Annotated in this window: 16 protein-coding genes; 11 read left to right on the forward strand and 5 right to left on the reverse strand. The window is 65.4% G+C overall.

Annotated elements, in window-relative coordinates:
* A partial coding sequence (locus tag ABZ319_RS14000; protein WP_354986765.1) for a GtrA family protein occupies positions 1-627 on the reverse strand: 627 nt, incomplete at its 3' end.
* Between the two features lie 111 nt (positions 628-738).
* Between ABZ319_RS14000 and ABZ319_RS14005 the strand changes: the two genes are divergently transcribed.
* The 5 genes from ABZ319_RS14005 (at position 739) to ABZ319_RS14025 (ending at position 5,623) form a co-directional block, all read left to right on the forward strand.
* Positions 739-1,914, forward strand: coding sequence for a 5-(carboxyamino)imidazole ribonucleotide synthase (locus ABZ319_RS14005; protein ID WP_354986851.1), 1,176 nt, complete (start codon positions 739-741; stop codon positions 1,912-1,914).
* Positions 1,907-2,410 (forward strand): 5-(carboxyamino)imidazole ribonucleotide mutase, encoded by a 504-nt coding sequence (gene purE, locus ABZ319_RS14010; protein WP_354986766.1) that lies wholly within the window; start codon positions 1,907-1,909, stop codon positions 2,408-2,410. Before ABZ319_RS14005 ends, purE begins: the two co-directional genes overlap by 8 nt.
* Before the next feature lie 232 nt (positions 2,411-2,642).
* The gene (locus ABZ319_RS14015; RefSeq protein WP_354986767.1) at positions 2,643-3,377 is read left to right on the forward strand and encodes a TetR family transcriptional regulator; all 735 of its coding nucleotides are present in this window, start codon (positions 2,643-2,645) and stop codon (positions 3,375-3,377) included.
* A 165-nt stretch (positions 3,378-3,542) separates the two neighbouring features.
* On the forward strand, positions 3,543-4,700 hold the full coding sequence (locus tag ABZ319_RS14020) for an acyl-CoA dehydrogenase family protein (protein ID WP_354986768.1): 1,158 nt from the start codon (positions 3,543-3,545) through the stop codon (positions 4,698-4,700).
* 242 nt (positions 4,701-4,942) lie between these two features.
* A complete protein-coding gene (locus ABZ319_RS14025; RefSeq protein WP_354986769.1) occupies positions 4,943-5,623 on the forward strand; it encodes an HAD family hydrolase in 681 nt (226 codons plus the stop codon).
* A 511-nt stretch (positions 5,624-6,134) separates the two neighbouring features.
* On the opposite strand, the gene ABZ319_RS14030 is transcribed toward ABZ319_RS14025, so the two are convergent.
* Positions 6,135-6,680 carry a hypothetical protein gene (locus tag ABZ319_RS14030; RefSeq protein WP_354986770.1) on the reverse strand — a complete coding sequence of 182 codons (546 nt, stop codon included), beginning with the start codon at positions 6,678-6,680 and terminating at the stop codon, positions 6,135-6,137.
* A 422-nt stretch (positions 6,681-7,102) separates the two neighbouring features.
* Here ABZ319_RS14030 and ABZ319_RS14035 point away from each other — a divergent pair, with 422 nt between their 5' ends.
* Together ABZ319_RS14035 and ABZ319_RS14040 are read left to right on the forward strand one after the other, a co-directional pair.
* Positions 7,103-7,789 carry a YdcF family protein gene (locus tag ABZ319_RS14035; RefSeq protein ID WP_354986771.1) on the forward strand — a complete coding sequence of 229 codons (687 nt, stop codon included), beginning with the start codon at positions 7,103-7,105 and terminating at the stop codon, positions 7,787-7,789.
* A gap of 123 nt (positions 7,790-7,912) precedes the next feature.
* Positions 7,913-9,394, forward strand: a complete 1,482-nt coding sequence (locus ABZ319_RS14040; RefSeq protein ID WP_354986772.1) for a DUF222 domain-containing protein — start codon at positions 7,913-7,915, stop codon at positions 9,392-9,394.
* 635 nt (positions 9,395-10,029) lie between these two features.
* Here ABZ319_RS14040 and ABZ319_RS14045 read toward each other — a convergent pair.
* Positions 10,030-10,833, reverse strand: coding sequence for an aminotransferase class IV family protein (locus tag ABZ319_RS14045; RefSeq protein WP_354986773.1), 804 nt, complete (start codon positions 10,831-10,833; stop codon positions 10,030-10,032).
* Between the two features lie 92 nt (positions 10,834-10,925).
* Entirely contained in the window at positions 10,926-11,348 is a 423-nt protein-coding gene (locus tag ABZ319_RS14050; RefSeq protein WP_354986774.1) for a hypothetical protein, read from the reverse strand.
* Between the two features lie 229 nt (positions 11,349-11,577).
* Between ABZ319_RS14050 and ABZ319_RS14055 the strand changes: the two genes are divergently transcribed.
* The 4 genes from ABZ319_RS14055 (at position 11,578) to ABZ319_RS14070 (ending at position 14,669) form a co-directional block, all read left to right on the forward strand.
* A complete protein-coding gene (locus ABZ319_RS14055; protein WP_354986775.1) occupies positions 11,578-12,165 on the forward strand; it encodes a TetR family transcriptional regulator in 588 nt (195 codons plus the stop codon).
* Between the two features lie 202 nt (positions 12,166-12,367).
* A complete protein-coding gene (locus ABZ319_RS14060; protein ID WP_354986776.1) occupies positions 12,368-13,087 on the forward strand; it encodes a carbohydrate-binding protein in 720 nt (239 codons plus the stop codon).
* A gap of 159 nt (positions 13,088-13,246) precedes the next feature.
* Positions 13,247-14,005 carry an APH(3') family aminoglycoside O-phosphotransferase gene (locus ABZ319_RS14065; RefSeq protein WP_354986777.1) on the forward strand — a complete coding sequence of 253 codons (759 nt, stop codon included), beginning with the start codon at positions 13,247-13,249 and terminating at the stop codon, positions 14,003-14,005.
* Between the two features lie 328 nt (positions 14,006-14,333).
* Positions 14,334-14,669: a hypothetical protein gene (locus tag ABZ319_RS14070; RefSeq protein WP_354986778.1), complete on the forward strand. Its 336-nt coding sequence runs from the start codon at positions 14,334-14,336 to the stop codon at positions 14,667-14,669.
* Here the strand turns inward: ABZ319_RS14070 and ABZ319_RS14075 are convergent.
* Complete coding sequence (locus tag ABZ319_RS14075) at positions 14,666-14,956, reverse strand: GNAT family N-acetyltransferase (protein ID WP_354986779.1); 291 nt, start codon at positions 14,954-14,956, stop codon at positions 14,666-14,668. The genes ABZ319_RS14070 and ABZ319_RS14075 overlap by 4 nt on opposite strands.
* Positions 14,957-14,977: the final 21 nt, after the last annotated feature.

Genomic DNA, 14,977 nt, shown 5'->3' on the forward strand with positions numbered 1-14,977 from the left:
GGTCTGCACGAGCGACGGATGCAGCGCGAACGTGCCGTCGAGCCGCGTCGCGGCTGCCGTGTCGATCGCGAGCGGGCCGCGCAGCGACGCATGTCCGAGTTGCTCCTCGTTGATGAGGTCCTCGAGCTCGGATTCCATCTCGGCCATCTCGTCCGGGAAGACCCAGCGCTTCATGGCCCAGAACCGGAACGCCATCTGCAGCAGGTTGCCGATGATGAACGCGCTGATGAAGTCGGTGATGTTCTCGACGGTGAAGCTCACGTGCGGCTGGCGCAGGTCGAGCACATTGTTCGAGAGCCACAGCGGGATGCTGGCCAGCACCACGCCGATCCCGCTCACCGCGAAGAACAGCAGTGCTTCGTGATGCTTCTCTCTGCCGCCGCGTTTGTCGAAGGTCCATTCCCGATTGAGGATGTAGGACACGATGACCGCGACGATGCCCGAGAGCACCCGCGCGATGGTCGGCTTCTCGTCGAGAATCGTCCATTTCAGGACGTAGAAGATGCCGATGTCGATGACGAACGTGGTCGCACCGACAATCGCGAACTTCAACAGTTCGTAATGGCGGTCTGCGAGGTCCCGCAGGGGCTTGGGCAGGACGTTTACCACGTCGTCGACGAATGACACCTCGCGAGTCTACGTCGCCTGCGGAGGCCATGAGCAACCCGCGGCAACTGGGGGGTTGGCCACATGACAACATTTATGAACGTGAACGCACGTTCCTTCGACTCCTCCGCGATGCCCACCGTGACGATGATCGGTGGCGGCCAGCTCGCGCGCATGACCCACCAGGCGGCGATCGCCCTGGGCCAGCGGCTGCGAGTGCTGGCGGAGCGGCCCGATGACCCGGCCGCCCAGGTGACGCCCGATGTGGTGTTCGGCAGCCACGGTGATCTGACTGCCCTGCGCAAGGCCGCGGTCGGTTCGCACGCGGTGACCTTCGACCACGAGGGCGTGCCCACCGAACTGCTCGAGGAGCTGATCGCCGAGGGCGTGAACGTGCAGCCGCCGCCGAGCGCGCTGATCTTCGCTCAGGACAAACTGCGCATGCGCCGCAAACTGGCCGAGCTGGGCGTGCCGATCCCGGAATTCGCGGAGGTGACTTCGATCACCGACGCCGTCGCCTTCGGTGACGCGCACGGCTGGCCGTTCGTGCTCAAGGCGGTGCGCGGCGGCTACGACGGGCGCGGCGTGTGGATGCCCGCGGACGCGGCCGAGGCCGAGACGATCGTGGCCGACCAACTGACGCATGGTGTTTCGCTGCTGGCCGAGACCAAGGTGGAGCTGGCTCGCGAGCTGTCGGCGATGGTGGCGCGGTCCCCGTTCGGGCAGGCCGCGACCTGGCCGGTGGTGGAGACCGTGCAGCGCAACGGTCAGTGCGCGGTGGTCATCGCGCCCGCGCCGGACCTGCCCGAGCAGCGCGGTTCCGAGGCCGAGGGCCTGGCGCTGCGCCTCGCGGCCGAGCTCGGCGTCACCGGTGCGATGGCGGTCGAGTTCTTCGAGACGCGCTCGGGTGAGCTGCTGGTGAACGAGTTGGCCATGCGCCCGCACAATTCCGGGCACTGGGGGATGGACGGGGCCTGCACGGGCCAGTTCGAGCAGCATCTGCGCGCGGTGCTGGACTACCCGCTGGGCAGCACCCGCCCGCTGGCGCCGGTGACGGTGATGGCGAACATCCTCGGCGCCGCGCAGGCCCCGGAGATGTCGATGGACGAGCGGCTGCATCATCTGGCGGCGCGCCTGCCCGAGGCCAAGGTGCACCTGTACGGCAAGGGTGAGCGGCCCGATCGCAAGATCGGCCACATCAACGTGCTCGGCGACGAGGTCGAGGCCACCCGGGAGAAGGCCGAGCGCGCGGCGCACTGGATGTCGCACGCGATTTGGACCGATGGATGGGATCCGCATCATGACTGAGACCGCACAGGTTGGCCTGATCATGGGCAGCGACTCCGATTGGCCGACCATGGTCGCGGCCGCGGAAGCGCTGGCCGAGTTCGGGATTCGCTTCGAGGTCGGCGTGGTCTCGGCGCACCGCACGCCCCAGCGCATGCTCGATTACGCCCGCGAAGCGGCGGGTCGCGGCGTGCAGGTGATCATCGCCGGCGCGGGCGGCGCGGCGCACCTGCCCGGCATGGTCGCCTCGGCGACCCCGCTCCCGGTGATCGGCGTCCCGGTTCCCCTCAAGCACCTGGACGGCATGGATTCGCTGCTGTCGATCGTGCAGATGCCGGCGGGCGTCCCGGTGGCGACCGTGTCGATCGGCGGGGCGCGCAACGCGGGTCTGCTGGCCGTGCGCATTCTCGCGGCCTCGGACACGGCGCTGCGCACGAAGATGGAGCAGTTCCAGACCGACCTGGAGAAGATGGTCCTGGAGAAGGACGCCAAGCTGCGCTCGAGCCTGCTGGGCTGAGCCGGTTCGAGTTGGCCGGGCCGAGCCGGTTCGCGCCGGCCGGTTCGAGTCCGCCGGGCGGTCGTCGCGCACGACGTCCGGTTCGGGCGTTCGGCTCGGCCGAGTCGTTCCCTGGGTCATCGATTCGCCCGGACGCGCGCTGCGGATCCGCAACGCCGCTGCGAACCGCCGAGGATGCGCGCCGCAACGGCTGCATGCCGGGTGTGCGGGTTCCTATGGCTACGGTTGAGCGGTGACCGTTGACCCTTCTCCCGCTGCCCGCTCCGGTGCGGACGCGACCGCGCGGCGGCTGCGCGTCGTCGATCAGGCTCTGCGGCTCTTCTCCGACAAGGGTTACGAGGCAACGACTGTCGATGAGATCGCGGAGGCGGCGGGTATCTCGCGGCGTACCTTCTTCCGGCAGTTCCGGTCGAAGGAGGACGTGGTCTTCGCCGATCACGAGTCCCAGCTGGCGCAGGCGCGGGAGTTCCTCGATACCGCGCAGGGCGATCCGTGGGATGCGGTGTGCGAGGCCGTGATCGGGGTGTTCGAGCGGTTCACGCAGTGGCGAGAGCTGGCGGTGCGCCGGTACGGGGTGGTACGCCAGGTGCCCGCGCTGCGCGAGCGCGAGATCGTGACGGTGTTCCGCTACGAGCGGTTGTTCACCGACTATCTGCGTGAAAAGCTCGCGGGGAGTTCGGATCTGGCGCTGGTGCAGTTCACCGCCGCGGTGACGGCCACGCACAACTATCTGCTGCGGCGCATGGTGCGCGGGCAGTCGGCGGCCGGGTCGGCGGATCTGCGCGCGGCGCTGGCGACGATTCCGCGGGGTGAACGCGGGCCGGTTGCTGTGCGGTCGGAATCGTCCGGTTCCGGGCACGCCGCGAACCGGGCCGCCGATGATCAAATGGTGGTAGCCGTGTTTCCGAGGGACATGCCGCCCCGGCAGGTCGCTGACTTGCTGGCCAGTCGCCTCGATAGGCTGTAACCGGTAAACAGTGGCATATATGACACTGCGTGCCACCCCTTGATGGGGGAGTAAACGCATGTGGTCGCACTATTGCGGCGTACACTATCTCGTGAATGGCACTCAGTGCCGAGGATGCTGGGTAACCAGCGGCGATCCGATCCGACGACCAGGAGACGAACTCCCATGGCGGGCAACCCCGATTTCAATCTGTTCCAGCTCGAGGATTTCCACAATGAGCTGCGCGAGGCCATTCGCGGTCTGTCCGAGAAGGAGATCGCGCCCTACGCCAAGGACGTCGACGGCAAGTCGCGTTTCCCGGAGGAGGCGCTGACCGCGCTCAATGCCGCGGGCTTCAACGCGGTGCACGTGCCGGACGCCTTCGGCGGTCAGGGCGCGGACTCGGTCGCGACCTGCATCGTGATCGAGGAGGTCGCCCGCGTCTGTGGTTCGTCCTCGCTGATCCCGGCCGTGAACAAGCTCGGCACCATGGGCCTGATCCTGAACGGCTCGGACGAGCTCAAGCAGCAGGTGCTGCCGACCATCGTCAACGGCGGGATGGCGTCCTACGCGCTGTCCGAGCGTGAGGCAGGCTCCGACGCCGCCTCGATGCGCACCCGCGCGAAGGCGGACGGCGACGGCTGGATCATCAACGGCTCGAAGTGCTGGATCACCAACGGCGGCAAGTCCGACTGGTACACCGTGATGGCCGTGACCGACGCCGACAAGGGCGCGAACGGCATCTCGGCGTTCATGGTCCACAAGGACGACGAGGGCTTCGTGGTCGGCCCGCTGGAACACAAGCTGGGCATCAAGGGTTCGCCCACCGCCGAGCTGTACTTCGAGAACTGCAAGGTTCCCGGCGACCGGATCATCGGCGAGCCCGGCACCGGCTTCAAGACCGCCCTGCAGACCCTGGATCACACCCGCCCGACGATCGGCGCGCAGGCCGTCGGCATCGCCCAGGGCGCCCTGGATGCCGCGATCGCCTACACCAAGGACCGCAAGCAGTTCGGCAAGACGATCGCGTCGTTCCAGAACACCGAGTTCATGCTGGCCGACATGGCGATGAAGATCGAGGCCGCCCGCCTGATGGTCTACACCTCCGCGGCCCGCGCCGAGCGCGGCGAGAAGAACCTCGGGTTCATCTCCGCCGCCGCGAAGTGCTTCGCCTCCGACGTGGCGATGGAGGTGACGACGAACGCGGTCCAGCTGTTCGGCGGCGCCGGCTACACCACCGACTTCCCCGTGGAGCGGATGATGCGCGACGCCAAGATCACCCAGATCTACGAGGGCACCAACCAGATCCAGCGCGTCGTGATGAGCCGCCAGATCCTGCGCTGATCCCCTTCCGCGGCAGCAAGTTTCCCGAGGGCGGTACCGGATTCGGTACCGCCCTCGGTCTTTGCCTGCCTACCCGGTAGCTTCGAGGTTCTGGATCATTCCAGGTGCTCGGCTACGCTCGGGCACGTGGACGCCCTCGACTCGAACTATCCGCGCCCGGCCTCGGCGCAAATCCAGTTCGTCCCCCGGTCTCGGGCCTGGTTCGACAGCATTTGGAACTCGGTCGCCGAGGACTACCGACCGTGAATGAATTGCTGGATCTGCTCTGGCAACGATCGGTTCTGCTCCTGGACTTCGATGGGTCGGTTTGTTCCGTGTTCTCGGGTCTTTCCGGCCGGGAAGCGGCCGACACCCTCGTCAAAGAGATCAACTTGCCTGTACCGGAAGGCATCGCCAGGACGAGAGACCCCTTCGATGTCCTTCATTACGCGGCCTCGCTCGGACGGGCGACCGGCGAGAGAATCGAACGCCGATTCGCTGAGATCGAGGTCGAGGCTGTCCAATCAGCACAGGCAACACCCTATTTCGGCAATTTCATGCGGCTCGTAGATCAGACCCACTACGAAACTTGCGTGGTCACCAACAACTCTTCGGAAGCCGTCAGCGTGTACATCGCTGCTCACGATGAGTTGCCGGACTACCTCCGGCACAGCATCTTCGGTCGAACGATGATCAATGTCCCGCTGCTGAAACCGAATCCATACCTGCTGACCCGGGCAATCGAGTTCACCCAGGAAACGCCTGACCAATGTGTCTTCATCGGGGATTCGGTCAGCGATATCCAAGCCGCCCGCGCTGCGTCGGTGGCGGTCATCGCTCTCGCGAACAGCCCGGAGAAAATGCAACTCTTCGCCGAGTACGCGCCCGACGCTGTCGTCGCGACCATGCACACCCTCTCCGAGGCAGTGAGCTACATGCTCTGAGCGCCAGCCGGTTCCGGACTCGTCGCCGAGTTTCGCTACATAGGTTCAAGGGCGGCGCGTGCGCGCCGCCACCACGCTGACGCCGCACAACGGCTGGGCTCCGCTCCGCCCGCCGGAGCGTCGGCGCGTCGGCGGCTCGCCCACACCGCCAAACCTAGTGAGCTCACCAGCATCAGACCCGACGTGAAGGGCAGGGCGGACCGAGCATCGACACCGATCGCCGGTCCCGCTCACCGTCGACGAATCGGCCGGCACTCTCACCGCGGACTCCGACATCAAGTGACTCTCGCGCCGGACTCTCGCCATCGAGGTTGGAGCTCCTACGGTTGGTAGCTTCCCGCCTCCTCATCGGCCCGATTGTCTCGCTCCGGAAGGACGAGTCAAGGACCAGCTGCCGCTGTCCGCTACGCGGTGCCTACGGCATCCTTGCCACGCCCTCCCTCCACAGAGGATGGCCTGTATGAGGAAGCGGGGAAAGAGAAGTCCCCGGACACCCGAGCGATCAGCGGCACTACGGGATGTCCGGAAGGTTATAGATGCTGCAGAACCGATTGGCCAGCTGATCCAGCCGGTCCGCCAGTTCCTCTATCTCTGAGACAGCCCATGCCTGTTCCAGCGACCATTTTCTGTACCGACTACCCTCCACGTGACAAACGGGTCCGGCCTGTGCATACGTGTCTGCTGAATGAGGTGTGCACATTAAGGCGGCATCCTCTGGATGCGGGTAGCTGCACTCGGGGTACCACTGGCCATGGATTACCAAGTTGCGCTCAGCCTTCAGGCGTTCAGCCTGCCGAAATAGGTTGGGGAGGTCACCATGGCCGTGCCTGCGAGCTGAATCGAACTCATCGGACACCAACACCTTCCCGTTCTGTATGAGCCAGTCCATCGACTGCCCTTCGAAGACGAGCCATGTCCCGTTGACTGGGTCGGCGTTACAGAGGTCTGCAACGACTCGACGTACGGCACCTTCGAGGTCAGCGCTCGCGATCGCAACAGATCCAACTGCCAGCACAAGAGCTTGAGGAAGCCCTGACCGTTTTGCGCTCGTGTCCATGCACGCAAGTTTGCTGAACATCGTCCGCTGATGCTCTCCAATTTCGTGGTCACTGGTTGCTGGATCGAACCAGCAACCCAGAGAGCCACGGCGAATCCGGCATTCGGTATCAGGATGCCTGAGGGAGCCCTGGCCAGGCCGTCAGGAGCTCCGAACGCCCCAGAACCGGGTAGAACTCACCAGATCTCGTCTCGCAGCTCAGCGCCTCATTCGCTGGCGTTTCCGGAGGTGACCGACACGCGCCGCGAGATCACCCAGATCTACGAGGGCACCAACCAGATCCAGCGCGTCGTGATGTCGCGCCAGATCCTGCGCTGAGGTTTCTCGCGTCGACGGATTTCCCGCAGGGCGGCACCGGGTTCGGTGCCGCCCTGCGGCGTTCTGGTAGCTATGAGGTCACGTTTGCCGGTGGAGGAGAGCTCGTGGCGTCGACGGTCATTCCCGTGGAACTCCGTGCGGAGGTCGAGGTGCTGTGGGACCACGCGCAGATGCATCATGAGGCACGGACCGTCGATGCCGGGATCGGGTTGGGGAGCCATGATCTGGACGTGCCGGTATATACGGCGGAGCTCTATCATCGCGGGCTGTTTCCGCGGATCGTATTCTCCGGCGGGAACGCGCCCGGTACGACCGAACTCTTTCCGCGCGGGGAGGCGGTGCATTTCCGGGAGCGGGCAATGGAATCGGGTGTTCCTGGTGATGCGATTCTGGTGGAGCCCGACGCCACGAACACCGGGGAGAACATCGATTTCACCCGTGCTCTCTTCGAAAGTACTGGGACCCTTGGTGATATCCGGTCGGTCACGCTGATTTCCCGGCCGTATCAGCAGCGCCGGGCCTACGCCATCTGCCGGAAGCGGTGGCCGGAGGTCGAGGTGACCTGTGCGTCGCGGGCGGTCCCGCTCGACGACTACGTCGCCGGGATCGGTGACGTCGACCGCGTCATCAACACGCTGGTGGGGGATACGCAGCGGCTTTGGGTCTATCCCGCTTTGGGATGGGCTATCGAGCAGCCGGTACCGGATCGGGTTCGTAAGGCGTTCTCGCGCTTGGTTGATGCGGGATTCGTTCGGCGGCTTCATCCCGAGCAGGTGGGAATGCGGCGGTAGGTTGCCGGCGTAGGGGAAGGGGGCGAGTTTCGTGCGGATCTGAACCGCCGTTTGGTCTGAATAACGTTGTATCACAATGCAATTGGGCTATTGCGGGTGGCTATCGAGGAGTAGAATAGGGGTATGAATTCGGGAGGGGAATCCAGCATCGCGCACCATGTTGAAGGACATGGCGTCGCAGTGGAGGGCCTGCTCGAATCGCCCCTGTTTTCCTCATCCGATGACCAGGTCATCGAGATGATGCACAAGCTCGAAGCGGACTACCGCAAACTCGAAGCGGTGAAGCAACGCTTCGCTCTCGAATGCGCGGCACGAGGACTGCCCGCGCGGGCCGGGATCAAGAGCCCGATCGTGTACCTGCAACAGACCCTGCGGATCTCCCATTTCGACGCCGCTGCTCGGGTGCGGAACGCGGACCGGCTCTCGACCGTGTCCGAAGGCAGTTTCCAGCGGCCACCGGTGTTCCCGCATATCGCCGCCGCTCAGCGCGCGGGAGAGATCTCCGCTGAGCACGTGCAAGCGATCGTGAAGGTCCTGGACCGGATTCCTGCCAGCGTGGAAACGGAACTCCAGGAACTCGCCGAACGCTCCCTGACCGACTTCGCGCGCGCCGGCGACCCCAAAGGCGTGACCCAACTCGGGGTCCGGGTACTGGCCTATGCCGACCCCGATGGGGTGTTGACCGCGGACAAGGACCGGCAGCGGATGCGCGGGATCTGCATCGGACGTCAACGCGCGGATGGCATGTTCCCGATCTCGGGTCTGCTCACTCCGGAGTTGGGTGCGGTGTTCCTGCCGATGTTCGCCAAGTTCGCCCGCCCCGGCATGTGTAACCCCGACGACCCGGACAGCCCGCACACCACCGCAGAACTCGGGATCGACACCGAGTCCGACGCCGATGACAGTGACGCCGATGCTGCGACCGTCGCTGCTCGGAACGTGTTGCGGGCTGCTGCCAAGCGTGATCACCGCAGCGAAGCCCAGCGCAATCATGATGCGTTGCTGCGGTTCCTGCACCCGGATATGGGGCCCACCAAGCTCGGGTACCACCGGGGGCTGCCGGTCTCGACTGTGGTCACCATGCGGTTGACCGACCTGGAGCAGCGTACCGGGCTCGCTACCACGAACACCGGGGGCACGCTCTCGATCACCGAAGCGATCAAGTTGGCCGCGCGTTCCACCCCGTACCTGGTGATCGTGGATGCCACCGGCCGCCCCCTGCACCTCTCCCGTGGTCAACGCCTGGCATCGGCAGAACAGCGCCTCGCACTCACCGCGGTCGAACGCGGCTGCACCCGCCCTGGATGCGACGCCCCCGCCACCCGCTCCGCAGTCCACCACATCAAGGAATGGGCTGATGGTGGCGAAACGGACATCGAGAACCTGACCTTCGCGTGCGATGCCTGCCACGCACAAGTCAATTCTGGTCCGAACGGCTGGAAAACGATCGTGATGCCCGATGATTCGGAGCATCCGGGCAAGACCGGGTGGATACCACCACCGCATATCGACCCCGCTCGCAGACCACGCGTGAATTTCAGTCATCACCCGCGTGTGCGAGGTCCCTCGGGGATTCCGGGTATCCCAGCGCGGCGACTCTGCTAGAGCACTGCCCCGCAGCCGAAACCCCAAAGCCCAACCCCAAAGAGCGGCATCGGTGTTCACGCCAGTGGCCGACGTAGCCGAGACCCACACGCACCCTTCATCTTCCGACGGGGTTCGGGAGAACAAGCAAGAACAACGAGGCAATGCTGGTTACCTCGCCTGCCGTACCCGACCTCGGCTCCCCAGCTGGGAGCCTGTTCACCCTCCCAGCCTGGCTGGATGGCCGTGGGAACCTTCTCGAGCCCTACAGACACAAGATCCGCCATCGCTCCATGCTGGTACTGCTTCAGAGGGTGATTGTGTTGAGCGGTAGTCGATTCGAGGCTTGCTCGTACCCCCGCTGGTGGTGGATCACGTTTTTCGGCCCGGTAGGGCTGGTACCGCCGTCGAGTCTCCCAACCGGTCCACGCTGCTACTCCGTTATCCAGGCTGCTCTTTCTCCGGTAGGCCACCCAACCGCAGCCGAGTTCCCCCACCGCACAACGCTGGTATCTCGTTATCCAGTCGTCCCGAACCGCAACCACCCACCCAACGCTTCGATTCCCGGAGACTCTGCCACGCATACACGGAAGCAGCTCCGGCCTTCGCCTCCGTAGCGATGGAACCGCAACCCCCGCCCCCAAAACCTCAGCCTCCTAAACCAAGACAGCCGGTTCAGCGTCATAGGCCCGCTGCAAAACCTCCGTGAATTCGACAGCCCGAGGAAACGCCGTCCCCCCGATCCGATGAACCGAGATCCCAGGATTCCAGGAGTTCATGACCACCGCGCCGGACAACCCTGGAAGATCAGCGGCGGTGACAACTTTCGTGACCTGCGGAACGCCGAGCCGCTCCAACTGCCGCTGAACAATCCCCATCGTGGTCCCGCGCAACATTTCCGCCTCGGGCCACACCACAGCGGATCCGTCCCAGAACGCCAGATTCCAGATCGTGGCCTCACTGAATCGCCCGTTGCGGTCGATGAACGCCGCATCGTCGAATCCCCGCGCGACGGCTTCGCGAAGGTAATACGTCTTGGCGACTTCACCGACATGCTTGATGGACGGCAACGCGCGTTCGTGTTCGACAACGTCGAGAGCGAGTGGCCCGCTCGGCCCGCTGGCGGGCGGCCCGGTCCGGATCAGAACCTGCGGCTCGATATCGGTTCCGGCCACTGTGAATTCGCCCGCGGGTGAGAACACCGTCGCTGTGAGTGACAGATCAGCGGGCCCATCCGCGAGAGCGGTGCGCAGGTGCTCGCGGATCCGCTGGTCCGGTAGTGCGTGGCCGAACATTCGCATCGAAGCGTTGCGCAGCCGGTCCAGATGAAGGTCCAGTCCGCGAATTCCTTTGTCACGCACCTGCATAGCGGTGAAGTGTGCATAGCCGGCGAAGGCCACCGGAGTCAGATCGGACGCTGTGGCAGGTTGGCCGTTGAGCTGTGCGACGTAGGAGTTCATGCGATCGAGCCTGCCGCCGGGGAAGCCGGCCAACCAGTGCGCGGCTATCCGGGGTGCGCCAACACCACCCTTCTCGATATCCGCCGCATCGACTATTCGGAATCCGGCCCCTGTATCCGCACCGGTACCGCGCACGTCACCGCGCCGACTACGAATGTCACCGTGGTCGGCTCCTCGGATGCCTCCGCATCCGCTGTGATCTCCACGGACAGTTCGGGATTCGCCGATGTGTCCAGCTCGATGCCGTCGAAGCTCAGCACATCCGCACGCGAGTCGGCTCCCGGCTGGTAGCTGACGCCCGTACCACTGGACAGTTCGTGCCGCGTGAAGCTCAGCCCCGAATCGGCGATGACACCGACAACGATGCGCACTTCACCGATGCCGCCCTCGTCGGCCGGCGTGATACGCACTCCCGCTCGAACGGCTCCGCCGCCCGGTGTGACGGTGACGTCCTCCGAGCTGGGTTCGACCGTGAAGGGATGCTCGATATCGCCGGTGAGCCCGATCGCGCTCATGGTCTGCTCCTACCTGCGTCAGCCAATGGGATGCACTGATCGACTACCCGCTGTCGCCGTCGCCATGCGCTCCCCCGCCGAGGTCCCGAGATTCCCCGCACTGCTCGCCCGACACGCCGCACGTCAGCGTGGATCAGCAACCAACTCGGTGACCTGCGCAAACCTCGATACTCTTCGCCGAGGTCATCCGGTAATTAACCGCTTACTTATCTGGAGAGCGCAGGTACTGATGACGAAACCAGCCGAACCACGAGATGCCGATGCGACGCGCCGTCGAATTCTCGACGCTGCCACTATCGAGTTCGCTGCCTTCGGCCTGGCCGGCGCTCGCACCGCTCGCATTGCCGAGGCGGCGCGCTCGAATCCCCGCATGCTCTACGCCTACTACGGCAGCAAGAATGCCCTGTTCACCGCGGTTCTGAATCACCATGCGGCGGCGCACACGACGATCCCCTTCGATGCCGAGGATCTACCCCGCTACGCCCAGCACCTCTTCGATCACTATCGCGGTGCTCCGCACCTGGCACGCCTGCTCCTCTGGCAGTCTCTCGAACGCCCCGACCTCACGAATGCCTCCCCCACTCTCCGGGCCGCTACCGAGCACAGGATCGCCGCGATCGAATACGCACAATCCACCGGCCATGTCACTCTCGCGGTCCCGGCCGCCTCCCTCCTGGATCAGATCCACACCCTCGCCCGCGCCGATGCCACGGACTCCACACTCTCGTCCCGGCGAACAGCCGACCAACGCCACGAATTGGCCCTCGCCGTCGCCGCTCTGATCGACCCGCGCCGTGTTGCGGTCACCACCGCGTGATGTCGCTGGGATTGCGCTGCATCATCACATGTGCCAACCCGTCTGAATGGAATTTCGCTGTGTCGCACTAGAAGTCGATCTTCCACACCCGGCGATTCGGTAGCCGATTCGATGCCCGGTTTTCTGTCGCCCCCGGCTGTTAGCTTTCTGCGTGTTCGCCTCCGCGAACGAATCTTATTGCTGGAACGCAGGAGATCTACGCATGGCATCTGCTCATGTACGCCGGGCGAGCGCCGGAGCCGTCCTCATGGCGGCTATGGCTACGGCGGCCGGTGTCGCCGCCACGCCCGCGACTGCCGGATTGACCACGATCACGGTGTCCGACACCGATATCCGTGTCGGCCGGCCGATTACGGTCACGGTGCACTGTGAGGTTCGCAGCACCGTCGCCGTTGCCATTGATGTCGATCCCTATTCGGCCGAACCGGGTGACATCCTGGAGGGCCGGGCGGTCGCACCGGATGAGAATCTGCTGGCCACCGTGCAGTGGACGCCGGCCACGGCCGGGACCCACACGATTCAGGCCTACGGTTGCGCGCTCGGTTCGCCGCCGGACTACCGCCCGCCGACTTCGACTCTCACCGTGACCGTGCAGGCTGCGCTGCCCACCGTGCCCGCGTGGCAGCAGGGTGCGGTCTACAACGTGGGTGACGTCGTCACTTTCGACGGTGCGCAGTATCGGGCGATTCAGGCGCACACCGCGCACGATGCCGGATGGACTCCCGCCGCGACGCCCGCACTCTGGCAGAAGTTGCCCGCGCCCGGCGGACCGGCCGTCTCGGCCTGGGCTCAGGGGCTGGCGTACAACGCCGGTGATGTGGTCACTTTCGACGGTGCGCAGTATCGATGCCTGCAGGCGCACACCGCTCATGATGCCGGATGGACTCCGGCAGCGACTCCCGCTCTGTGGCAACGACTCTGAGCGCGTCTCGCTGATCCGTGCTCGTCCTCGATGCCCGGGGCCGGGCACGGCTCGAACCCGGGCACTGCACTTTCCCGGAGGGTCGGACCACCCTCGGCGCACTCGTCGCCGCCGAATTGCGGAGGCCCGAGCGGTGTCCCGCCTGGCAGACTCGGGCGCATGGGTGACTGGGAAGTGGTGACCGTCGGGTGTAGTGACGCCGTCGTACGACGCAGTGCCGATGGCAGCCGGTTCGACAAGACGGCTACGACGGCCGCCGCGCGGGCGGAGTTGGTGGATGAGCGGGACCGGCTGCTGTGGCTGGAGAGCATCGGGGTGGGTGCGCCGCGGGTGCTGGACTGGCGTGCGGGGGAGGGTGGGGCGACGCTGGTCAGTTCGACGCTGGCGGGGATTCCGGCGAGCGATGTTCCCGGAGACCGGGCTGCGGCAGTGGTCGAGGCGCTCGTCGAGTTCTCGCGGACGTTGCACGCGTTGCCCATTGGTGAATGCCCGTTCGATCGCACGCTGGCGGTGACCGTTCCGGCCGCGGCGGCGAATGTCGCGGCGGGGCTGGTCGACGAGGACGATTTCGATGGTGAGCGTGCAGGTTTCACCGCGGCAGAGCTATTGGGCGAGTTGGAGGTCGATCGTGCCCGGGCCGAGGTGCTCGAAGCCGCCGATCTCGTGGTCTGCCACGGTGACTTCTGCCTGCCGAACGTTCTCCTCGATCCGCAAACCCTCACGGTGACAGGCATTCTCGACGTCGGCCGGCTGGGGATCGCCGATCGTCACCTGGATCTGGCGCTGCTCACCCGATCGGTGGCGGACCCCGATCTCAATCCCGCCTACGGTGCGGAACTGGCGGAGTGGGTCGCCGATCGCACCGGCGCGGACCCCTGGCGGCTCGACTACTACCGCCTGCTCGACGAGTTCTTCTGAGCGCGGATATCGACCGTCTCCGACTCGGTCGCGCCGATCCCCGGGTCTGCCCCACGCGTTGATCCCGCATCCCCGCTGCGCGAGGATCCCACAGATCCCGGCGCCCACCCACCGGCGACCCCGCTCGCTCGGATTTTGCGGACCCGCATTCCCGCAGTACAACAGCGCCTCCGCGTGTCGCCGCGAAAACCCGTTAATAGCTGACTGATTGCCACAGCCCCTGCGTCCCCGGTCGCCGGGTGAACGGGAAGTTCCCGCCACGGTTTCATCAGGTAAAGCACGGCTTTCGGGACTGTCGGCCCGGGGACGACGGGTGCACTATGGACCCATGGCCGGAGTCGAAATCAACGACACCTTCGTCCGGCGCACGCTGGCCAACGGACGGGTGGAAGAGGTCGCGTGGACCGAGTTGGCCGAGGTGCGCATCATTACGACGGCGGATGGACCGTTCGCCGAAGATGTGTTCTTCGTGCTGATCGGAGCCACGGGTAAGGGCTGTGTCGTGCCGCATTCCGCGGCCGACACCGGCTTCCTCGCGCGACTACAGGCGCTCCCCGGCTTCGACAACGAGAAGGTGATCGAGGCCATGATGAGCGTGGCCGACCGCCAGTTGCTGGTGTGGCGGCGGCCGGAGTCCTCGGGTGGCGGCTATCGCGCGAATTAGCCGACCAGATCGGCGTATTCGGGATGCTCGGCGATGTACTTCTCGACGTACCAGCAGGTGGGGATGACCGAGAAGCCCTCCGCGCGTGCATCGTTCAGCGCGAATTCGACGACCTGTGCGGCGACGCCGCGGCCGCGGAACTCCGGGAAGGTGAGTGTGTGCTGGATATCGCGGACCTTGCGATCGCCGGTGGTGCTCTCCGCGTAGTCGGCGTAGCCCGCGAGGGTGTCGTCGAGGTAGATCTCGTAGCGCGTGGCGTCGGCGTTGTGTTCCAGCCTGGTACTCATAGTCGGTGTGAACTCCCTTGT

The organism is Nocardia sp. NPDC005978 (assembly GCF_040614455.1).
Taxonomy (GTDB): domain Bacteria; phylum Actinomycetota; class Actinomycetes; order Mycobacteriales; family Mycobacteriaceae; genus Nocardia.